This window comes from Erythrobacter sp. QSSC1-22B (assembly GCF_001678665.1).
Classification (GTDB): domain Bacteria; phylum Pseudomonadota; class Alphaproteobacteria; order Sphingomonadales; family Sphingomonadaceae; genus Qipengyuania.
This window is the reverse complement of the sequence record NZ_LZRP01000006.1, coordinates 163,070-182,211: the sequence shown is the minus strand read 5'-3', so window position 1 is coordinate 182,211 and position 19,142 is coordinate 163,070. Positions and strand designations below refer to the sequence as shown.

The following is a 19,142-nucleotide window of genomic DNA, read 5'->3' as shown; positions in this document are numbered from 1 at the left end:
TTGTCTGTAGCATCATGATCCACGCCGTGATCACCCATTTGCATCATAGCGGCGTTCCCGACGCCTCTTCCTTTCAGCCGATCCTCAATGTCCACACATGAGTCGTTACGCGACAGGAAACTTTTGGTGAAATTTTTGCGATAGTAGCCTGTCCGGTTTCGGGATCATGGCGAGCCATCGGCAACGGCGTGAATCTAGGTGGTTAGCTGCCATACCGTCGAAATAGAAAACGCCGCCAGTCTTTCGACCAGCGGCGCTCGCACTACGGTTAGAGTTCCAATCAAGCGTAGGAAACGGTAACTTTTTGCCTGCGCTTAGCGGAGCGCATTGCGCCGCCAATAAAGCCAAAGCCCATAAGCATCATTGCCCAAGTGCCGGGCTCGGGCACGGCGGCCGCAACCTGCTCTGAGATGACAAGTGTGCTGTTTTGAGAAGGGAAGAACGCATTAGTCAGTTGAAAGGTGCCGGGCGCGAAGACTGGCGCATTGCCCGGTCCCGAAAAGAGCGGCCCACCGCCCGAAAATTGGGTGAAACCAAGATCTGGTGCGGTGATGCTTAGATCAGCAAAAATTCCGGTTCCGAAGCTGATCGTGGTGATTGTTGTGGCCACACCATTGACCGTCCCAGGAACTGCATTGAATGCCGCCTGCTCACCCAGAAAAGTTTGAGAACTGTCGGGGGTGGGGTTCGAGTCAAGTGAGAAGGTGACGTTGCGCCCTCCTGTTAGCTCGAAAAACAAAGTCGCTGCGCTCGCGGGGACAGCTGTTGCCGCAGCGACGCAGGCTGCTGTCGCGCTTAATAGAGTCTTAAACTTCATGATTCGTTTCCTTGACTTATATTCCCCGTCCGGACGCCTTATTAGTGGTTAACAGGAATTTAGCAAATTGACCGCAAAAAATGGACTCGTCCCATTTTGATACGCTCATTATTAATTTTTGGGTTTCAGGGGTGAGAAGCTGACGTCTCTGGTGGGATTGAGCGGATGCCAATTTAATGAAAATCAGAACGAATTGGTCATTGCCCATGTCCCTTTTTGGCGGTGAAAATGAACTTGTCTCGCGATGTCAGCGATTGCTCGAAATGGGTCATTTGCCGGACGGCAGGATTTTTTCGAGATCGTCGGTGAGCAGTCGTTTGCGCTCGGTCTGATATGATTCAATAAGAATGTTTAGATCAGTGCACCGTTCGGGTGCCTAGAGAGAGCGCAAACCATAACCGGGGCGTCGGCGGCGCGGCAGGTTCCCCTTGACTAATTGAGGTCGGCAGGTTCGATCTTGCCGCGCAATGCTGCGCGACGAGTCGTATTTCAGACATCAACTGCTAGTGCGCTCGCCGGTCCCATTCTCCCTCTCCATTTGGGCCGGGCTAGCTACCAGATTCGCGGCACTGGCATGGCGAGCTACCCTCCAGCATTCTCGGTTGCATCGATCACCCGCTTGACCTGCGCGGCCTGCCACTCCCCGCCGCGCGGCGTGGTCACACCAGCGTCGTTCAACGCGCGCGCGATCTCGCGAAGAGACTGCACGCCGGTTGCGCGAATGGCGTCGATACGTCGCCGAACCTTTACCGCGCGATCCTGCGATGTTTTGGCTCGCGAGCTTGCGCTGGCATTTGGACCTTTGCGAAGATCGGACTGATTGCCACGCGCGCCCCCTAGCCGCACCCCCCTCGCCTTGGCAGCCGCCAGTGCATCCTTCGTCCGTCGTGATATTGCCTTGCGCTCCGCCTGCGCGACAGCAGCCATGATATGCACAGTCAGCTCATTCGCTTCCGGCATGTCCGCCGCGACGAACTGCACGTCGCTGTCCTGTAGCGTTGCGAGGAAAGCCACGTTGCGGCTGAGCCGGTCGAGCTTCGCAACGACCAGCTTCGCGCCAGTCAGTTCGCACAGGTTCAACGCCTCAAGCAATTGAGGGCGATCGTCGTTCTTACCGGACTCGACCTCCACGAACTCACCGGCGAGTTCCCAGCTACCTCCATTCAGATAGTCGGACACACCTTTGCGTTGTGCGTCCAGACCTAGGCCCGATCTGCCCTGTTTCGCGGTGCTAACTCGGTAGTAAGCGATATGCTTTCCGTCTGCCATGATGCCCCTGTTACGTGAGTCGCTACGTTCGTTGCCACTGTTGTAACACCCCGAACGTGGTGCGCAAGGGCAAATCGTCTGGCCTCGCGCTTGCGATCACGCCGGTGGGTTTGTCGGGAATTTCTGGCAGGCGGTTCAGGTGCGCGCGCCGCCCACGGAGCCGAACGCTTCCATTCGGCCCATGCACACGCCTTCCCCGGTTATCGGCGGGGCACGGTTACTTACCTCCCTGTAGCTCTGGTATGTGGAAGCCATGACGACCCAATCGGACATTCTGTCCGGCGAGATGATCGAAGGCTAGGTGGCAGGATGAAACGCACCGCTGTTGTATTGGCAGACGCGAACGACCGTGTGGGTTCGTTCGAATTTCCGGCCTTCCCTCGTGTAGGTGACACTATCCACATACCTGGGAGCCAGGACGATTTCGGCGTCCGCATTTTTACGGTCGAAGAGGTTTGGCATTATGCGGTGGGCACCCCGAAATCAGATTTCATTGCCGACGATCAGGCGGCGTTGATGGTGACGGAGATCGGCTAAGTTTGGGCCTGCTCTATCATCCAGTCCTTACCCACAAACGCACCGTGATTCGCGAGGACTGCGCGGACGGCTCGCGAGGTGTTGAACGCCAGCGCATCTCTGCTTAGCATACCGTTGAAATAAGTGCTCATCGCAGCGATCTGCATATCGATGATGTCATTCAGACGTAGATGCTGCTGGCCAGTCTGCCGACCTTTCTGCACCCACAAAACATAGTATATCAACATGCACAACGAATAACGGGCTGGGAGCTGCCCGAGCACGTCTTTGAACAGCGTCCCCTTTTCATGATGTGGCACCCCATTATCTACAATGAACTGCGCCGTGGTGTCCCTCCACAGTTGGAACAGGATTCGTTTCGTCTGTTCGGTTACGCCCTCCCCTGTGCGTAGCTGCTTGATCTGATCGGGCTTGAACTGCTTGGTTACGTCCACCAGCGCAGCCTCGAGATCGGTCGTTTGCACGTGTAGCTCTGATATATAGTGTTTCGCCATCTCTTCTTTCTCGGCCATGAAGCTCCGCAATAAGGGGGGCTCAGGCAAGGTCATTAGATCGTGGCAAACTGCACGTAGCTCGACTGTAGCCTGATAGTCGATTAGCAGGTTGGCTTGTTCCTCGTTGGTGATGTCCAGCTCCAAGACCTCGTGAGTTTTTTTCAGCACAAACACCCGATCGAGAAACTGCGAAGCGATGAGCAAGGAGTTCTTGGACGTGAACAGGGCACTTCTCTTCCACATTTCGATCAATGTGGTGTCGGCGAGGAGAATGCCATTCTTACGCGAGCGAAGAAAATAGTCTTTCAGGCTCGGGTCCCGTAGGGCGTTGGAGTCGGCGATCATCAATGACATGGTAATCTCTCGATAATGACAGCACCCTTAGATAGGGCCCAGACTAGAAGTGCGGGTCCTACGATGCGGTGGACGCTAACCTCAACACCGACATTGATCTGCCACTGAACCCGTTTCGAACGCTTTTTCGGTTTGTTCGTCATACGGCCCTTCCACCACACCACGCAAAAGGAGGTTACCGCCGTCAGTATCGGCGCTCAAAATTGACCTCGTGGCGCCAGAGCCTTGCGCCCATGTTCCTTTTCTGTTCTCATGTGCCCATGGACACGATTCGAGCAACCGACGAAGAGATCACCATGGCAATCCACATAGCGGTCGCCACGGCACCGAACTACGCCATCCGCAATGTCTTCAAGGGGCAAGCGCTCGATCGCACGGTTGCGGTGGACACGCTTACGCAACGGGTTTTCCGCGCGCTTGAGCAGTTCGAGTTGACCCGGCCCGCGAAGAGTAGTGACTCATCACCGCAAGACCTGCCCATGTTTCCCAGCTTTGGAGCGCAGGACTAGCGCGCGTTCGCCTCTATCAATGCCGCGCCAAATTCATCCACGCCATTGCGATCACGCTTCGTCACGTCCCGGCTTTTGGCCGCCATGCCAAGCTTGATTAGCACCGCGCTCAGTGCCGCGACGTTGCGCCGGAAGGGTTCATCCTCCACCGGCTTGCCCTCCAGCAAGTCGGCGGTGAATCGCTCGCACAGGGTCGCCAGCGTCGCCGCATTCAAGAGCAAGGCTCGCTCGGCGGGGGTTGGGTTACGTTGGAGCTGCGCAGCCAGGTCGTATGCAAGCGATCGAAAGCGCCGTGCCTCGGTCGTGCGCCCGTCGATTTTCCGGCCAGCGATCACCAGCGGTTCGTTGGCGAATGGATCCAGCTCGCTGTTCATGCCGCGAGCCTCTCGGTAGGCTGCAATCGAGGTCGGCGACGAACCGTTGACGTATTCCGCGCGACGCGAGGCATGGGCTCGGCGCTTGCGATGAAATCAAGCGCCAGCCTCCGCACCACGTCGGGATGCATGCCAGCAAACTCGCATACTCGCCTGAAATCGGGACCGGCCTCGGCAAACCACCGGAGTGCATCGCGCTGATCATTTGCGACTTGGTTCGGGCGTCGGCAGTCGCTTTTGCGACCGGTGGCATCGCCGATCGCATTCAGGATGATGGCCTGCATTAGGCGGCGCTCGGGCAGAGCTTCCTTAGTGATCATTTTGCCCGCCGGAGCTCCGCGCGACAGCGGCAACCGTATTCGAGCGGCGGAAACTTGGTCGGGCCTAGCGGGGTGGCGAAGGGCTGATCGAGCAAGACACCCTTGGCGTTCATGCCGGGCACCTGTGCGTGGGAATGCCGCACACGTTCATCGCCCGCTGTCTGCCAATAGCGCCGCTGGTCGGTCGGTAGCGCGCCAACGTCTCGCGCGATCATCCAACCGGCAAGCTTGGCAGTTTCAGCGAGCGCGTGGATGCCCTCCCCCATGGCCGCGCGAATACGAAAACGACGCAAGGCACTGGCGTGCCGGTCGAGAATTTCGATTGCGCCAGCTTCTGTGAGCTGTGGATTGGACATCGCCTTTTCCAGCAGCCTTCGTTGCGCGCCGGAGATTTGGCCGCGGGTGCTTGCGAGGACGGCCCGCGCATTGATGAGACGCACGACCGTGCCCGGTTGGCGCACGCCGTTCGCATCTATACGCGCTGGCCCCCGTCGCAGCGGTGCGTTCACGAATTGCATCAGGGCATCATGCATGACCTCGTATGACGCGGCTTGGCGAACGCTAAGCCCGATCGAATGTTTGAGCAGTGCCGCGCGGGCCTCGAAACTGCCCGGCGTGAAAATCGCGGTCTCGATCGCGGCCCGGATGCCTTGCGCAGTGTCCGCTAGGTAGCGCAGCATGAAATCCGTTGCGGCGTCCCGAACGGCCACAACCTGTCGGCTGTTCGGATTGACGATGTGGCGCCCTTGCGCAGCGGCAAGCGCGACCATCGCCCCGCTGAATGAAGCAATAGCGATCAGAGAGACCGAAAGAATGTCCAGCGTGGGCGTTGGCTGCCCGGCTTCGTCCAGCTCAAGCTGTGTCGCGAGCTGTTCCCGAATGTGGTTTGAGTCGATGTCGTCAAGCGTGCTCGCCATTCGCGAAATATCGACGCCGTCCAAATATGCGGCGAGCGCCGCCTCGAGATCGGCGATGATGCGTCGCTGCTGCGCGTCTGTGAGCGCTTCCATGTGTTCAATCGACATTAGAACCGCACCTGCGCGACATTCGCCGATGAGGCTTCAAGGTAAGGCTCGATCGCGCGCCGGACGTGCTTCGGAAATTCGTCGGCGATCGTCGGGAAATACATCACCAGCGAGTCACCGAGCATGCGTTGCCGCACAGGCGCACCGGCGTGCTCGCCAGCTGTCAGCAAGTGGATTGCGAGGTCTACCGTAGCGCCGACGATCGCCGATGGGGTTTCTGTGGTCAGCGGATAGCCCGGCGCTGCATGCTGCGCGACGCGGGGCCACGCGAGGGCCTGTGTGGGCGCCAGCACCCTGCCCTGCCATTGCAGCCGGTCGAGCAAGGCCGTGGCGGTTGCAAGCGCGCGTTCGCGGGTGGCGTCGGTTGCAGCATCCCACGGCGCTGCGAAGAGCCGCGTTTCCGCGACCGCATTCGCATCTGCCAGCGACACATAGCTGTTGATGCCGACAGTGAGACGTTCGGTCATGTCAGAAAAACCTTGTGGAGGGTGCCGCCGGGCAGTGTCCGAAGCTCGGTTCGGATTGCGGCGAGTGTCTGCCCATCGGGCAGCTCAAAATGATCGCCGAGCGCGACCGGGCGGGGATGATCGATCAGCCACACTGCTGCACGCGCGTTGCCCAGCTTCGCTTTCGTGAAGGGGGAGACGACCTCGCCGTCGAAGTAGATGACGCGTGCCGCGTGGCGGGTGGCGCCGGTCTTGATTGACGTGCCGTGGATGTCGCGCGCGGTGCGCTGCCAGTGCTCGACAAACTCGGTTAGCAGGGGGCGTAGAGTTGAAATCATGGTCTCGATTTTCAGAACAAAAGGGGGTGTGCCGGTCGGTCACAAGGAGGCAGCGACCGACCGGCGACCGGGGTTGTTGGTGCACGGACACTCACCGGCTTGTCCGCCTTCGGGTTAGGCCCGAAGCCATGCTCGCTCCCAACCTCCCCGCCAGTCAGCCGGGAGTTCGGGTGCAAGTTGATTGCGGCGGTGAACTAAGCGAGCTTCACGCCTTTCAGGCGCGCGGCGCACTTGGGGTGCTCCAGCACGATCGTGCTGTAGTGCTCGACGCGGGTCCGGTAGGCGGGCTTGGAGTCCAGCTCGCCGAGATCGCGCACGCTGATTGGCGCGGTCTGTGCGCCGAACATCGCACCGGGGCCGAATTTCACAGCATAGATGCTCGCCGTGTTGTTCGCAGTGCCCTGCGCTTCGTCGAAGCCGAGGATGGCATTGCCCTCGTTATCGTCCTCGACGATACCGAACGGCACGCCGTAGTAGAGATCGATCTCGCGACCGAGGTCGTCCTTGGCGATGGTCAGAGCGTTCACGCTGCGCGCGAGCTGACGAATGACCTGGCGGGTCTTCTTGTTCATGAGCAGCAGCGAGGGCTCGCCAGCGACGGAGTCCACGAGATCGTCGAGCATGTTCAAGGTCAGCACCGCGCCATTCGTGCCAGCGTTGATAACCTGCCCGCCAGTCAGCCGGGCATTCAAGCCATCGAACTCTTTCGGATTCGCGGTGCTGTCACCGTCGAACACGGTCTTGAGGTGCGAAAGCGCGAGCGCCTTGACCTTCATGCCGTCATGGATTGCGCGCGTGTCGTTCGGGCCGACGCCCCACGCAACAAGCGCCGTGTCCACGTCGAGATCGCCGCCGACGATTTTCAGCGGGTCGCTAAGCTGATTGATAACGCCGGTGCTGGCGGTGTAGCTTTCGTTGATGCCACGAAACGCGATGCCGGGCAGCGTCTGTTCGCGGTTGTAGACGTATGCGGCACCAGCGATGTTCTGGAACGGCATCGCCTGCATGATCGGGTTCGTGCTGGCGAAAATCTCGACAACACCGGACTGCAACGGATCGGGATTCAATTTCGCCCATTCGGTCTGGGTGAGCATTTTTCAGGTATCCTCTAGTTTGCGCTATGCTTAGTTTCGGTAACCCGCTGCCATCCGGGCATAGATCGGAAGGGAAGCGGTATCAGGGGTCGTGGGAGTGATCGCGGGCCGCACGCCGCCATCGGTCGGGGCCACGGTCGGCTTGTCGAAAATGCCGGTGGCCTTGGCCTGTTCGAACCACGCGATCTGATCGCTCGGCGATAGGCTGGTAGGGACAAGGCCGCGAAGGAGCTCAGGCACATTCGCCAGCACCTTTGCAGCAGTCTCCGCGAGCGAAGCTTTGAGCGCGGCAAGTTCGCTCGCGGCTTCGCTCTGCGGGTTGGCAGGCGGGGTTTCCACAGGAGTATCGGCGTTCTCGATCGACATTGGTTTTCCTTAGAGTTGGATGGCGAGGTCACCGGCTTCGTCACGCCGTCGCAGCAGCTCGCGGTAAGCGACGTCGCGATCGGGGAAGCCGTCGGGGTTGATGGACATCAAGACATCGACCGGGCTCCAAATGCCGAGGTCGGATTTGATCTGAGCGTTGGAGAGGTGCTCGGCTTCGGACAGCTGGTCTTGCTGTTCTGCGAAATCGACGCCGATCAACGCGGCGTCGGGGATGGTGCCCGGCCTGTGCGTGTTGACGACCACCTTGAGCGTTTCGAACAGGCGGGTTTCCATGGTGCGCGCCTGTGCGATCTGGTCTTGCCGGACCTCTTTGAGATCGAGGCGACCAGCGTGCTTCGCAGAGCCGGATTCCGCGACCTTCGAGAGATCAAAGATGTCGCTGCCCACGCCGTAGGTGGCGGCGATCTGGCGCAGCAAAAATTCGAGCGCTTCGAGGATTGATCCGATCGGCGCGTTAGGTGTAGCGAACCCGAACTGTCCGCCCTGCGGCAGCGCAATCGCGCGATCGGGGCCGAATTGAAGCACCTCGTTAGCCGAGATGCCCGACGCCCATGCTTGGCCGTGGGCTTGGCATTCGACCGCGCGCCACAAATTTGCGAGCCCGATATTCAGCGCGTCCTGCGCTTCGAAAAGGTCATCGCCACCGGGTAGCCAGAACTTGTCATCTGGCAGGCGATCGAACCACGGCACGAACGGGAGCCGCCCGTAGGGGTTCGAGTTGCCGGGATTGCCATCGATGCGCTTCGCGGCGCCCCGGTCATTCAAGAGCTTGAAGCCGGTCGGCGTCCAATCTGCGAACGTCGTGTCATCGGAGCGCTCGCCGGGATAGGTGACGATCACACGCGAGGGATGTTCGGGATTGGTCGCGACCACGTCGAGCACGTTGGGAGTCAGGACGTGAAGCGTGGGCATGCCCGCCGCGTCATCCCAACCGACTTGGAGCATTACGGTCTTGGACAGCTCTAGGTAGCGCGAAGCCTTCTTGAGCACAGCGTCGGCGTTCATCGCGCGATAGAGCTGATCGCCGGTGGATTGATCGAGGCCGGTGAAGGTGCGCCGGGGCGCGAGACGGTAAGTGCTCGCGCGCTTATCGACGATCGCGCGGACAAGGTTGATCGAGAAAATGCGGAAGGTTTCGGGACGGCTGAAGCGCTGCGCGATCAAACGGCGCGCGTCGTCATGCGACCGATCCCAGTAATAACCGAGACGGCGCGCACAATCGCTCTTGCGTTCAGCAGAGGACGACGTTAGTTGAATTACGTCACTAGGTGAAAGTCTGAACAATATTTCTCTCGGTCAATAAAGCACGTTGGCAGTATAGCCTATTTTTGGTTCTGTGTTAATACGAAAAATCATCTTGGCAGCGTATGCGCGCCGATGTTTATTAGTTTCTCGGCAATGAAGCCGGGCAGTTCGAGGGGAACCAGCGGAGCGCGCGCGAGATAGGCGTCGTGGAGACGTATCGCCTCGCCCATCGATCGACAGGCATCGGCGCATGGCGGCACATGACCGCCGCCATTCAGCGCGCAGTTAGAGACCGCCGCACCACGGCCCGCGCAGTGGACGCCCTCGATCTCGTAAGGGTTCAGGGTGACGCTGCGCAGCGAATAGACCGCCCACACGACGGCGTGGGTAAAGTCGTCATGCTTGCCGCGCGGGTGGGTGAATTTGGGCACGGCGGCTTCGCCATCCGACGCCCGGCCATCCTCGTGCACCTCAAATACACGCAGTTCGGCAATGAGGTCGGCGAATTTGGGATGGATGTGCAACCGACCCTCGGACGCTGCCTGATAGAGCGCGAGGAACGCGGCGTATTTCGTCCGGCGCGATGGATGCACGACCTCGGTGCCTGCGCTGTAAGGGCGCGTCCCTGCCCAATCGGCAACGTCCTGCGCGCCGTAGGACTCCAGCGCGAGCCGGGTCATGCCGTGGGAGCTGTGGTAGGTTTCGAAGCGGCTCTTGATCCCGCCCATGCGGCTGAACGGCACCGCGTCGGCGTCGAGCACGTAGATATGCTCTTCGTCATCAATCGCGATTTTCGCCACACAGGCCGTCACAGTCTTATCGCCCCGGACGGTGCCCCCGAATGCGCGATCGAGACCACCGCCGACGATCGTTACCGAGCCCGCCGCGAGCGCTTCCACGTCAAGCGGATAGGCTTCGATGCAAGGGTCTAGGATGGTCGCGGGGAAAAGTAGGTTGGCAGCATCACCCCAGCGATTCAGGTGGAGCAAGGCGAATCTGGTCGGCAACATTTGCCGCGACAGTGAGCGGAGCTTGCCGGCGTGGATCCATTCCGGCGCCTTCGCGCAAGCTTCGTCCAGGTCGGCGTATTCGATATGCGAAAAGCATATCGACCGGTCAGGATCGTCGGCGTGGTTTGCGGCCTGAAAAAGCTCCCACAGCTTGGATGACTTTGGGGCGACCGTGGAGTCGATCAGCATGATCGAGCCCGCCGTGTCGAGCAACGAGCCCGCCAGCGCTTCAAACACGTCATCGCCGCCGTTCTTGGCGGAATGAATCTCGCTGATCTGCGCACAGGTCAAACGCTTGCCCCACAACGCCGAGGGGTTGGAGCTGAATGCCTGAATGACGCTGCCAGTGGACGCGAGTTCGATGCGATCGACGCCGAGTTTTACCGTGCCGCTCGCCACGAGCTGCTTGAGCAACGGGGTCTGCTCGAAGGTCGTGCGGATTGTGCGGAAAGCGGTATCGACCACCTGCTTTTCGCTGTTCGCGACCACCGCGATGTTTTCGTTCGGTCGGGTCAGAAACCGCCAGACGATCACCATGGCGCTGGTCAGCGTCTTGCCGTGCCGCCGAGGCCAGCAAAACACCGCAACCGAGATTTCGTCGCCTTCAAGGGCTCGCTCGATCTCGGCGCGCTCCACCGGTCCCGGAGCGAACGGCACATAACCGCCACGACCCGAGGGCACGCGGGGCTGCACGTCAGACAGGAACTGGAAAAAGCCTTTGCTGCCATCCCGCCATGTGGCGATAGATGCGGCAAGGCCGACTTTTAGCGTGGAAGGGGCAGCGGAGGAGGGCAATTTGGAACCTGAGATCGTGGGAGCCAGCCACGAACGCGGGGAGCGCTTGCCAATTGGCAGCCTTGGGAGTCCAAAATCAAGGTTCCACGCATTGACCGGCGGGCACGGTTTGAAGGGGGTTTGCCAAACGCCGTCAGGCTGTGGCTAAGGATTTCTCAGAGCGCGCGGTTAAGGTCATCGCCGCCAACCTTCCCAGTTAGCCTCAGGAGGAGGATCGAACACCGGAGTGATCGATGGCGCATAGTCTACCTGAAACCGCAAAGGTCTTCAACCGAAAAGGGATTCCAACCCGCAAGCGGTGAGATTCTCACACCGACGCTGGTTTAAGTTTGAAGACCGAGGGTGGTCTGGGGATTATGACCTCGGTTCTGCGAGCTGCACACACCGAGAGGTTCATCGCTCTCACCCTCTCAAAAAGTTTAGACAAAAAAACGAGACGCAGTCTGTTCTTCGAAGAAGAACACTTTGAATCAGAATCTTAAAAATTATGAATCTGAATCTTGATTCTGAATCTTAGTAAGTGTTATAGTATTATCTATAGACGCGCGAGCACGCATGCACGCGCTAGGGGGTCACAGCTTTCAAGAAGCTCGCGGAGTGCAGCCCGGAGGGCCTGACCAGCGGGCCGAAATGCCTTCAAGCCCAACACCTGACCCGCAATCCGTTCGACGACATGCCAGCGGCGCGCCGCATATGCGTAGGAGCCGTTTTAATGGGCCTTCCATTGAAATTTGGCCTGATACGCAACCCGGAGTGCCATTTTCGAGAAAATCTGCTCCAGTGCCGGTTAAATCGCGCCGTGGCAGTTTCCGGTCGCCGCTACCCATCCACTCGCAAGTGGTCCAGCTCGACCCCCTCGAATGTCACTGCGTCCATCCACCCTTTGAATTTTCTGACTGTGCCCTGTGTCAGCCTTCCATAGCCGGACGTGGTGGACTTGATGCTGTGCCCCAGACACACCGCAATCTCGGTATCGAGCAATTCCGCTTCGTCGCGCAGCCGATCGGCGAGCGTGTGGCGGAAGCTGTGCGAGCCAAAACCGTCGCCGCCTTCCACGCTAGGGTCTTTCACGCCGATCGCCGCGAGGTAATCTCGCCACCATCGCGACGGCGTGCCGCTGATCTGTCCACGCGCATTCGGGGTAAGCTTGGGGAAAAGGGCGGCGTCAAGATCACCACCGGCGCGCTCAACCTGTTGGGCACGGAACTCCAGGAACCCGATGGCCTCAAGCAATGCATGGACAGCGGCGGGGCGGCTTTGGCCGCTCTTCGTGGCGAGCCCGGCGTCCTTGTCATGCCGGATATGAACGAACCAGACGCCGTGTTCTTGCCGGACATCACCGATACGTAGCTGCGCGACTTCGCCGATGCGCGCGCCGGTAAACATGGCCACAAGCGGTATCCAGTAGCACCAGTCGCGGGTCTGCTCGTTCCCCGGCAAATGCTCCTTCCCCTCGGCCTGAAAACCGGTGAACAGGGGCGAGCCGAGGATGGTGTTGAGGTCATCGGTCGTGAACGGTGGGCGCGGGTTGGTCCCCTTCACATCGTCATAGAACAGCCCGTCCACGGGGTTCGCCATGCCAGCCCAACGCGGTTTTTTGCGAAGCCATCGATACAGCGGCGAGATCGTCGAGAGGTGCTTGTTGATGGTCGTGAACGCCGTATGCGGCATTACCGCTGCACGCGCCTTCGTTGCCGCCGTGCGCATGTCGAGATCGCGCAGTTCCCGCTTGCTCATCCACTTCGGCGGAAGGTCGCGGAGCGTGTCCCGGTATTCGGCAACGTCGAGCGGAGTGATCGAGTCAACCGCGCGGTCCCGGCCAACGAATGTCGCGAATTGAAGAATGACCTTTCGGTCCTGATTGACAGTGTCGGAGCGTTTGCCGCGCTGGCCGTTTTTTCCGCTCTTGGCGATCATTTCGGCACCCCATGCCTCAAACAGATCAAGGATGGTCTCGCCGGGCTTGGCTTTCTCAGCCTCCTTCGCCTTCGCGTCTAACACGGTCGCCGAACGTGGCGCCGCGTCCAACTCGCCGGAGTGCTTGCGGTTGAACAGGCCCACGGCGTCTATGCTCGCCTCAGCAATTGCCCGCACAAACACCGCATACTCGGCGCTGCCCTTCACGAATTCGAGGCCCCGGCGTTCAATGGCGTTGTCGGCGGCAATTTCCCATTGAGTCAAATCACCGTCCTGCAAGCGTCGCGTCATTCGGCGAAGATCGGCCTCTCGCTTGGTGAGACGTGCGGCATACTCGTCATCATCGGAGGGCCATTCTCGACGGCGGGTTTCCATTGCTTCGAGCATGCCATCGAAGGCGACACGCACGGCAACACTCGCCGGGTCCATGTTCGGCGATCTCGCCGGTGCATCAGACGGAGGGTCAAGTGCGGATGTAGGCCATCCACTTTCGATCTCGGTCAGTTTCGAATGCACGCGGCGTTCGGCAAGCCGACGATCGGGGGTCTGGAGGGATCGCCACACTTCGGCCTTCCCGACGCTCGCCTGCAACGCCTTCGGCACAAACACCCGAAGCTGCCAAGGCCCTAGCTCCTGCCCTTTTTTTCTGCGCTTGGTGACCTGATAGCCGACTGATTGCGATGCCATGTAGAGGGGTCCGTTCGTAGCACTTATCGTAACACCGATCGTAGCACCCGAGACCGCGAAACACTAGGTTTTATGCGACTCAGCAGGAAAGCTGGGGTTTGGAATATGCTTGATTCCCATCCTGTCTCCCCGACCAATCTTTCTTTCCCGCCAGAGCCCGCCGGCCTATCTCGATGCCCGGGCTATCGCCCTTCCCTCGCACCGCCTATCGCCGGTCGATGGATGCCAAAACTCACTATCGCTCCAAGCTGACCACGCCCCAAGCCGCCGTGGCGGAGATTCGCTCGGGCGAGAATGTCGCGATGGCAATGGCGGTCGCGCAACCGCCGGCTCTGCTGACCGCACTGGCAGCACGGGTAGAGGGCGGCGAGCTCGAACGGCTCAACCTGTGGTATTTCCATTCGATGGAGCACGCCGCGCGCACCATCCTGCGCTACGATCTGCTCGACCGCGTGCGCCCGCATTGCATGTTCCTGACCCGGATCGAGCGCGACATCATCACGCGCGCCGCCGGGGACGGGCGCAGCGCGATCGAATTCGTGCCGGTGGCCTTCAGCGAATCCGCGAAACTGCTCTCCGAGGATGTCGCGGTCGACACCTTCGTCGTCGCGGTCTCGCCGATGGACCGGCACGGCTGGTTCACCTTCGGGACCGGCAATGACTACGCCAGCACGGTGGCGCGATCCGCCCGCAGGCTGGTGGTCGAGGTCAATCCCAACATGCCGCGCGTTTTCGGGGATTCGCTGCTGCACATCTCCGAGGTCGATGCCATCGTCGAGCACGAGGCTCCGCTCGCCGAACTCGCCTTTCCCGAGAGCACCCCCGAGGACGAGGCGATCGCCCGAACGGTCGCGGGGCTGATCGAGAACGGGTCCTGCCTCCAGATGGGGATCGGGACGCTGCCCAATGCGGTCTGCGCGATGCTCGGCGATCACAAGGATCTGGGGATCCACACCGAATTGCTGACCCCGGGGCTCGCTGATCTGATCCGTTGCGGCGCGGTGACCAACCGCTGCAAGACCACCTATCCGGGCCGCAGCGTCTTCACCTTCGCGATGGGCGACCGCGCCTTCTACGATTTTCTCGACGACAATCCCGCCATCCACAGCGCGCCGGTACAGGTGGTCAACGACCCGCGCCATATCGCCAAGAACGACAAGGTGATCTCGGTCAACGCGACGCTGCAGGTCGATCTGGGCGGCGCCTGCAATTCCGAACATCTGCTCGGGCGCCAGTACAGCGGCTCGGGAGGGCAGCTCGATTTCGTCCGCGGGGCCGCTGCATCGCGCGGGGGCAAGTCGATCATCGTGTGCCACTCGACCGCCAAGGACGGGACGGTGTCGCGGATCGTGCCCAGGCTGGATGGCCCCGTCACTGTCCCGCGCAACGACACAAGGATCGTCGTCACCGAATATGGCATGGTGGATCTGAAGGGCAAATCGCTGGGTGAACGCGCCGAGGCGCTGATCGCGATTGCTCATCCCCGGTTCCGGGAAGGCCTTACTAAATCGCTCGAGAGCGGCCGGCTCACCTGAGAAATCCCCCCCCCCCTTGCAATTTCATTAGATAGTTCTAAATTAGGGTTCTCTTATGGACAAGCCCGTGCACGACGATCTCGTAAACCAGTTCAGCCACCATGCCGCGAAGGCGGTCGGGCTGCTCAAGGCCCTCGGCAGCGAGCCGCGGCTGCTGGTGCTGTGCTACCTTGCCGAGGCGGGGGAAATGTCGGCCGGCGATCTCACCCAACAGGTCGGGATCAGCCAGTCGGCGCTGTCGCAGCACCTCGCCAAGCTGCGCGAACAGGGCCTGGTCGCCACCCGCAAGGAAGCGCAGGCGGTGTTCTACCGCGTCTGCGACCCCAATGCCGAGCGGGTGCTGGCGCTGCTCCACGAGCTGTTCTGCCCGGAACTCGGCCAGACCTCCCAACCCGATACCGCCCCCAAGACCAAGGAAGGCTGATTATGGACCAGGACTCCCATCTCGCTCGCGCCGCCTCGCAGGTGGAAGCCGTGCTGCGCGGCGAAATTCGCGCACCGCATGTCGAAACCTTTTTCGACGAGCCCACCTTCACCGCCACCTATGTGGTGCACGATCCCGAAACCAGGCGCGCCGCGATCATCGACAGCGTGCTCGACTTCGATCACGCATCGGGCCGGACGAGCTACGAATCCGCCGATGCGGTCATCGCCTATGTCGAGCGGGAGGGGCTGAGCGTGGCGTGGCTGCTCGAGACCCATGCCCATGCCGATCACCTCTCGGCAGCGCCCTACCTGCAGGAAAAGCTCGGTGGCGAGCTCGTAATCGGGGCGGAGATCGTCACCGTCCAGAACGTGTTCGGCAAGATCTTCAACGAGGGCACGCGTTTTGCCCGCGACGGATCGCAATTCGACCGCCTGCTCGTGGATGGCGACACACTCACGATCGGCGATATCCCGCTGATCGCGCTCCACGTCCCCGGCCACACGCCCGCCGACATGGCCTATGTGATCGGCGATGCGGTGTTCACCGGCGACACCATGTTCATGCCAGATTACGGCTCGGCCCGCGCGGATTTCCCCGGTGGCGATGCGCGCCAGCTTTACCGCTCGGTACGCCGGCTGATGGCGCTGCCCGACAAGTCCCGCGTGTTCCTGTGCCACGACTACAAGGCGCCCAACCGCGATGAATTCGTCTGGGAAACCACGATGCTCGCCGAGCGCACTGGCAACGTTCATGTCCATGAAGGCGTGAGCGAGGACGATTTCGTGGCCATGCGCACCCAGCGCGATGCGACGCTGGATATGCCGCGGCTGATCCTGCCGTCGATCCAGGTCAATATCCGCGGTGGGCACCTGCCCGAACCCGAGGAGAACGGGGTGCGCTACCTCAAGCTCCCGATCGACGCGCTCTAGAAAGGTGGCTCCGATGGAAACTCTTTCGCCCCTGGTCGGGATTGCGGGAGGCCTGCTGATCGGCACCGCCGCGGGCCTGTTGCTGCTGCTCTCCGGCCGCATCGCCGGGGTCAGCGGGATGGCGGCAACCGCCGTCGGAATGGCTCCCGGCGGAGCGCCGCGACTGCAGGCGGTGGGTTTCATCCTCGGCCTGCCGCTCGGCGCGGCGCTGATCGCGCTATTGGTCCGGGCGCCCGAAGTCATCGTCACCTCCTCGGCGCCGCTGCTGGTCGCCGCCGGACTGCTGGTCGGCTTCGGGACGAGGCTGGGCAATGGCTGCACCAGCGGCCACGGGGTCTGCGGGATCGCGCGGCTCTCGCCCCGTTCGTTCGCGGCCACCGGCATCTTCATGGCGAGCGCCGCCGCGACCGTCTTTGTCCTGCGCCACGCGATCGGAGGCTGAGATGCGCAAGTTTCTTCCCGGCCTGATCGTCGGCATCGTCTTCGGCGCCGGACTCGCGCTGTCCGACATGGTCAATCCTGCGCGCGTGCTGGCATTTCTCGATATCGCCGGTGCGTGGGATCCGACGCTGGCCTATGTGATGGGCGCAGCGCTGATCCCCTCCGCAATCGCCTATCGCATCCGCCAGCGCATGGACCGACCGCTGCTGGCGCAAACCTTCGCCATCCCCGAAAGCCGCCGGCTCGACCGCCCGTTGCTGCTCGGCGCCGCGCTGTTCGGTATCGGCTGGGGGCTGGTCGGCCTGTGCCCCGGCCCAGCCCTTGCCGGGCTGGTGCTTGGCGCCTGGCAGATGTGGCTGTTCGTCGCCGCGATGCTGGCGGGCATGGCGCTCCACCGCATCGCGACGGCAACCCGCGCACCCGAGCTCAAACAAGGATAGCAATTATGCAATACACCCGCATTTCGGACCGGCTGGCGGTCGGTCCGCAAATCGAGATCGAGGATCTCGCGACGCTGGCGCAGGACGGCTTCACCGGCATCGTCAACAATCGCCCCGATGGCGAAGCCCAAGACCAGCCGATGTCGCGCGAGCTTGCGGCGGAGGCCAGTCGGCTGGGCCTGGCCTATTGGCACATTCCCGTCGTTCTCGGCGCGACGACCGATGCCGAAACACGCGACTTCGCCCCAGCCCTTCGCGACGCAGACGGGCCGGTTCTGGCCTTCTGCCGCACCGGCAACCGGTCATCGACACTCTGGGAGGCGGCGCAGACGCTGCTTTCCTGATCCCCAGTCCGCAACCGGAACGCACCCTATGCTCGACACCATCCAATATCTGCTCGGCGCCGGATCGGGTGTGTTTGTCGGCTTCGTGCTGGGGCTGGTGGGCGGCGGCGGTTCGATCCTCGCGGTCCCGCTGATGGTCTATCTGGTCGGCGTCCCCAGCCCGCATATCGCGATCGGCACCAGCGCGCTCGCGGTGGCGATCAACGCGCTCACCGGGCTGGTCGCCCATGTTCGCCGCGGCATTGTGAAGTGGCGCTGCGCGCTGGTGTTTGCGGCTGCCGGTATCGCGGGGGCCTTCGCCGGATCGAGCGCGGGCAAGGCGATCGATGGCGAGAAACTGCTCTTCCTGTTCGCCTTCGTCATGATCGGGGTCGGCTTGCTGATGCTGCGCAATCGCGGCCGCGAAGGCAATCCTGCGGTCGTGCTCGGCCGCGAGAATGCACCCCGGCTGGTCGGCTACGGGCTGGGCACCGGGCTGTTCTCGGGCTTCTTCGGGATCGGCGGAGGTTTTCTGGTCGTGCCCGGCCTGGTCGCGGCGACCGGCATGCCGATGCTCTACGCTGTCGGTTCGTCGCTGGTCGCGGTCGCCGCTTTCGGGCTGACCACTGCGGCCAATTACGCGCTCTCGGGACTGATCGACTGGGGGCTGGCCGCGGTCTTCATCGGCGGCGGGGTGGCTGGCGGATTCCTCGGCGCGCTGCTCGCCTCGCGGCTGGCGCGGCAGGAGGCGCGGCTGACGACCCTCTTCGCCATGCTCATCATTGCCGTCGCCGGCTATATGCTCTGGAACAGCGTGGCGGCCTTCTGATGGCGGCGGCACTCTTGCGACCCGTCACCCGCGCGCTTGCCCGACCGTATCCGATCGTACCCGAACGCAGAGCTCGCATGCTCTCCCGATGCCAATTGCCTTGTCATTCGCCACGGCGCGCTCCTATGCTCCTCCGCATGAAAAAGTCTCTTCTCCTCGGTCTGACGGTGCTGCTCGGCGCCTGTGAGATTACCCCCACCGATGGCAGCTCGGTCGTCACTCCGGCGATGGCTGCGACCGAGCGCGATACGCCCGAATTGCGCGGGATGAGTTTCGCGCAGAACCGCTGCGCCGATTGCCACGCAGTGGAGCGCCTTCATAGCTCCCCGGTTCCTGCCGCTCCGAGCTTCGAAGCCGTTGCGAACGTCCCGGGTGTAACGCGGGAATCGCTGACGCAGTGGCTGAAGACCTCGCACGATTATCCCCGTGAAATGTATTTCGAAATCCCGGCAGAACGGATCGACGACCTCGTCGCCTATATGCTCACCCTGCGCAGCGACGATTACGAGCCTTCGATCGGTCTGGCGCCGGATGCTTCCAAACCTGCTGGCTCGGCCGGATCGCTCGGCGGCATGACCACGGCCGCACGGTGATGGCCGC

At 61.6% G+C, this 19,142-nt stretch carries 23 protein-coding genes; 10 read left to right on the top strand and 13 right to left on the bottom strand.

Features of this window, described 5'->3' with window-relative positions:
- Positions 1 to 280 precede the first annotated feature (280 nt).
- Both A9995_RS16080 and A9995_RS11455 read right to left on the bottom strand, forming a co-directional pair.
- The gene (locus A9995_RS16080) at positions 281 to 817 is read right to left on the bottom strand and encodes a PEPxxWA-CTERM sorting domain-containing protein (RefSeq protein ID WP_082992668.1); all 537 of its coding nucleotides are present in this window, start codon (positions 815 to 817) and stop codon (positions 281 to 283) included.
- A gap of 582 nt (positions 818 to 1,399) precedes the next feature.
- Positions 1,400 to 2,086 carry a recombinase family protein gene (locus A9995_RS11455; RefSeq protein ID WP_067613105.1) on the bottom strand — a complete coding sequence of 229 codons (687 nt, stop codon included), beginning with the start codon at positions 2,084 to 2,086 and terminating at the stop codon, positions 1,400 to 1,402.
- Between the two features lie 309 nt (positions 2,087 to 2,395).
- Between A9995_RS11455 and A9995_RS11450 the strand changes: the two genes are divergently transcribed.
- Positions 2,396 to 2,623 (top strand): hypothetical protein, encoded by a 228-nt coding sequence (locus A9995_RS11450; protein WP_067613102.1) that lies wholly within the window; start codon positions 2,396 to 2,398, stop codon positions 2,621 to 2,623.
- Here the strand turns inward: A9995_RS11450 and A9995_RS11445 are convergent.
- The gene (locus A9995_RS11445) at positions 2,620 to 3,462 is read right to left on the bottom strand and encodes a hypothetical protein (protein WP_233998198.1); all 843 of its coding nucleotides are present in this window, start codon (positions 3,460 to 3,462) and stop codon (positions 2,620 to 2,622) included. The genes A9995_RS11450 and A9995_RS11445 overlap by 4 nt on opposite strands.
- 269 nt (positions 3,463 to 3,731) lie before the next feature.
- Here A9995_RS11445 and A9995_RS11440 point away from each other — a divergent pair, with 269 nt between their 5' ends.
- The gene (locus tag A9995_RS11440) at positions 3,732 to 3,980 is read left to right on the top strand and encodes a hypothetical protein (protein WP_145916921.1); all 249 of its coding nucleotides are present in this window, start codon (positions 3,732 to 3,734) and stop codon (positions 3,978 to 3,980) included.
- On the opposite strand, the gene A9995_RS11435 is transcribed toward A9995_RS11440, so the two are convergent.
- From A9995_RS11435 to A9995_RS11395, 10 genes are all read right to left on the bottom strand, one after another.
- Positions 3,977 to 4,354, bottom strand: a complete 378-nt coding sequence (locus A9995_RS11435; RefSeq protein WP_067613096.1) for a hypothetical protein — start codon at positions 4,352 to 4,354, stop codon at positions 3,977 to 3,979. The two genes, A9995_RS11440 and A9995_RS11435, sit on opposite strands and share 4 nt — an antisense overlap.
- Complete coding sequence (locus tag A9995_RS16720; RefSeq protein WP_145916920.1) at positions 4,351 to 4,674, bottom strand: hypothetical protein; 324 nt, start codon at positions 4,672 to 4,674, stop codon at positions 4,351 to 4,353. Before A9995_RS16720 ends, A9995_RS11435 begins: the two co-directional genes overlap by 4 nt.
- The gene (locus A9995_RS11430) at positions 4,671 to 5,699 is read right to left on the bottom strand and encodes a hypothetical protein (RefSeq protein ID WP_145916919.1); all 1,029 of its coding nucleotides are present in this window, start codon (positions 5,697 to 5,699) and stop codon (positions 4,671 to 4,673) included. Before A9995_RS11430 ends, A9995_RS16720 begins: the two co-directional genes overlap by 4 nt.
- Positions 5,699 to 6,166 (bottom strand): DnaT-like ssDNA-binding protein, encoded by a 468-nt coding sequence (locus A9995_RS11425; RefSeq protein WP_067613092.1) that lies wholly within the window; start codon positions 6,164 to 6,166, stop codon positions 5,699 to 5,701. Before A9995_RS11425 ends, A9995_RS11430 begins: the two co-directional genes overlap by 1 nt.
- Complete coding sequence (locus A9995_RS11420; RefSeq protein WP_067613091.1) at positions 6,163 to 6,483, bottom strand: hypothetical protein; 321 nt, start codon at positions 6,481 to 6,483, stop codon at positions 6,163 to 6,165. Before A9995_RS11420 ends, A9995_RS11425 begins: the two co-directional genes overlap by 4 nt.
- Positions 6,484 to 6,677: 194 nt before the next feature.
- Positions 6,678 to 7,577: a major capsid protein gene (locus A9995_RS11415; protein ID WP_067613088.1), complete on the bottom strand. Its 900-nt coding sequence runs from the start codon at positions 7,575 to 7,577 to the stop codon at positions 6,678 to 6,680.
- A gap of 30 nt (positions 7,578 to 7,607) precedes the next feature.
- The gene (locus tag A9995_RS11410; protein WP_067613087.1) at positions 7,608 to 7,943 is read right to left on the bottom strand and encodes a hypothetical protein; all 336 of its coding nucleotides are present in this window, start codon (positions 7,941 to 7,943) and stop codon (positions 7,608 to 7,610) included.
- A gap of 9 nt (positions 7,944 to 7,952) precedes the next feature.
- Complete coding sequence (locus A9995_RS11405; protein WP_145916918.1) at positions 7,953 to 9,128, bottom strand: hypothetical protein; 1,176 nt, start codon at positions 9,126 to 9,128, stop codon at positions 7,953 to 7,955.
- Positions 9,129 to 9,316: 188 nt separating this feature from the next.
- Positions 9,317 to 11,014, bottom strand: a complete 1,698-nt coding sequence (locus A9995_RS11400) for a terminase large subunit domain-containing protein (protein ID WP_067613085.1) — start codon at positions 11,012 to 11,014, stop codon at positions 9,317 to 9,319.
- A gap of 819 nt (positions 11,015 to 11,833) precedes the next feature.
- Positions 11,834 to 13,618 (bottom strand): tyrosine-type recombinase/integrase, encoded by a 1,785-nt coding sequence (locus A9995_RS11395; protein WP_082992666.1) that lies wholly within the window; start codon positions 13,616 to 13,618, stop codon positions 11,834 to 11,836.
- 218 nt (positions 13,619 to 13,836) lie between these two features.
- On the opposite strand from A9995_RS11395, the gene A9995_RS11390 reads away from it, so the two are divergent.
- From A9995_RS11390 to A9995_RS11355, 8 genes are all read left to right on the top strand, one after another.
- Entirely contained in the window at positions 13,837 to 15,153 is a 1,317-nt protein-coding gene (locus A9995_RS11390) for an acetyl-CoA hydrolase/transferase family protein (protein WP_067613292.1), read from the top strand.
- A gap of 55 nt (positions 15,154 to 15,208) precedes the next feature.
- Positions 15,209 to 15,577, top strand: coding sequence for a helix-turn-helix transcriptional regulator (locus A9995_RS11385; RefSeq protein ID WP_067613081.1), 369 nt, complete (start codon positions 15,209 to 15,211; stop codon positions 15,575 to 15,577).
- A 2-nt stretch (positions 15,578 to 15,579) separates the two neighbouring features.
- A complete protein-coding gene (locus A9995_RS11380; RefSeq protein ID WP_067613079.1) occupies positions 15,580 to 16,509 on the top strand; it encodes an MBL fold metallo-hydrolase in 930 nt (309 codons plus the stop codon).
- A gap of 13 nt (positions 16,510 to 16,522) precedes the next feature.
- On the top strand, positions 16,523 to 16,951 hold the full coding sequence (locus A9995_RS11375; RefSeq protein ID WP_067613077.1) for a YeeE/YedE family protein: 429 nt from the start codon (positions 16,523 to 16,525) through the stop codon (positions 16,949 to 16,951).
- Position 16,952: 1 nt separating this feature from the next.
- Positions 16,953 to 17,390, top strand: a complete 438-nt coding sequence (locus A9995_RS11370) for a DUF6691 family protein (protein WP_067613075.1) — start codon at positions 16,953 to 16,955, stop codon at positions 17,388 to 17,390.
- 5 nt (positions 17,391 to 17,395) lie between these two features.
- Positions 17,396 to 17,734 (top strand): TIGR01244 family sulfur transferase, encoded by a 339-nt coding sequence (locus A9995_RS11365; RefSeq protein WP_067613073.1) that lies wholly within the window; start codon positions 17,396 to 17,398, stop codon positions 17,732 to 17,734.
- A gap of 28 nt (positions 17,735 to 17,762) precedes the next feature.
- Complete coding sequence (locus A9995_RS11360) at positions 17,763 to 18,542, top strand: sulfite exporter TauE/SafE family protein (RefSeq protein ID WP_067613071.1); 780 nt, start codon at positions 17,763 to 17,765, stop codon at positions 18,540 to 18,542.
- Between the two features lie 137 nt (positions 18,543 to 18,679).
- On the top strand, positions 18,680 to 19,135 hold the full coding sequence (locus A9995_RS11355; protein WP_145916916.1) for a hypothetical protein: 456 nt from the start codon (positions 18,680 to 18,682) through the stop codon (positions 19,133 to 19,135).
- Positions 19,136 to 19,142 lie beyond the last annotated feature (7 nt).

Excerpts from the sequence above, each read along its gene's own strand:
- A9995_RS16080 (WP_082992668.1), bottom strand. The coding sequence starts at position 817 with ATGAAGTTTAAGACTCTATTAAGCGCGACAGCAGCCTGCGTCGCTGCG.
- A9995_RS11455 (WP_067613105.1), bottom strand. The coding sequence starts at position 2,086 with ATGGCAGACGGAAAGCATATCGCTTACTACCGAGTTAGCACCGCGAAA.
- A9995_RS11450 (WP_067613102.1), top strand. The coding sequence starts at position 2,396 with ATGAAACGCACCGCTGTTGTATTGGCAGACGCGAACGACCGTGTGGGT.
- A9995_RS11445 (WP_233998198.1), bottom strand. The coding sequence starts at position 3,462 with ATGATCGCCGACTCCAACGCCCTACGGGACCCGAGCCTGAAAGACTAT.
- A9995_RS11440 (WP_145916921.1), top strand. The coding sequence starts at position 3,732 with ATGGACACGATTCGAGCAACCGACGAAGAGATCACCATGGCAATCCAC.
- A9995_RS11435 (WP_067613096.1), bottom strand. The coding sequence starts at position 4,354 with ATGAACAGCGAGCTGGATCCATTCGCCAACGAACCGCTGGTGATCGCT.
- A9995_RS16720 (WP_145916920.1), bottom strand. The coding sequence starts at position 4,674 with ATGATCACTAAGGAAGCTCTGCCCGAGCGCCGCCTAATGCAGGCCATC.
- A9995_RS11430 (WP_145916919.1), bottom strand. The coding sequence starts at position 5,699 with ATGTCGATTGAACACATGGAAGCGCTCACAGACGCGCAGCAGCGACGC.
- A9995_RS11425 (WP_067613092.1), bottom strand. The coding sequence starts at position 6,166 with ATGACCGAACGTCTCACTGTCGGCATCAACAGCTATGTGTCGCTGGCA.
- A9995_RS11420 (WP_067613091.1), bottom strand. The coding sequence starts at position 6,483 with ATGATTTCAACTCTACGCCCCCTGCTAACCGAGTTTGTCGAGCACTGG.
- A9995_RS11415 (WP_067613088.1), bottom strand. The coding sequence starts at position 7,577 with ATGCTCACCCAGACCGAATGGGCGAAATTGAATCCCGATCCGTTGCAG.
- A9995_RS11410 (WP_067613087.1), bottom strand. The coding sequence starts at position 7,943 with ATGTCGATCGAGAACGCCGATACTCCTGTGGAAACCCCGCCTGCCAAC.
- A9995_RS11395 (WP_082992666.1), bottom strand. The coding sequence starts at position 13,618 with ATGGCATCGCAATCAGTCGGCTATCAGGTCACCAAGCGCAGAAAAAAA.
- A9995_RS11390 (WP_067613292.1), top strand. The coding sequence starts at position 13,837 with ATGGATGCCAAAACTCACTATCGCTCCAAGCTGACCACGCCCCAAGCC.
- A9995_RS11385 (WP_067613081.1), top strand. The coding sequence starts at position 15,209 with ATGGACAAGCCCGTGCACGACGATCTCGTAAACCAGTTCAGCCACCAT.
- A9995_RS11380 (WP_067613079.1), top strand. The coding sequence starts at position 15,580 with ATGGACCAGGACTCCCATCTCGCTCGCGCCGCCTCGCAGGTGGAAGCC.
- A9995_RS11375 (WP_067613077.1), top strand. The coding sequence starts at position 16,523 with ATGGAAACTCTTTCGCCCCTGGTCGGGATTGCGGGAGGCCTGCTGATC.
- A9995_RS11370 (WP_067613075.1), top strand. The coding sequence starts at position 16,953 with ATGCGCAAGTTTCTTCCCGGCCTGATCGTCGGCATCGTCTTCGGCGCC.
- A9995_RS11365 (WP_067613073.1), top strand. The coding sequence starts at position 17,396 with ATGCAATACACCCGCATTTCGGACCGGCTGGCGGTCGGTCCGCAAATC.
- A9995_RS11360 (WP_067613071.1), top strand. The coding sequence starts at position 17,763 with ATGCTCGACACCATCCAATATCTGCTCGGCGCCGGATCGGGTGTGTTT.
- A9995_RS11355 (WP_145916916.1), top strand. The coding sequence starts at position 18,680 with ATGAAAAAGTCTCTTCTCCTCGGTCTGACGGTGCTGCTCGGCGCCTGT.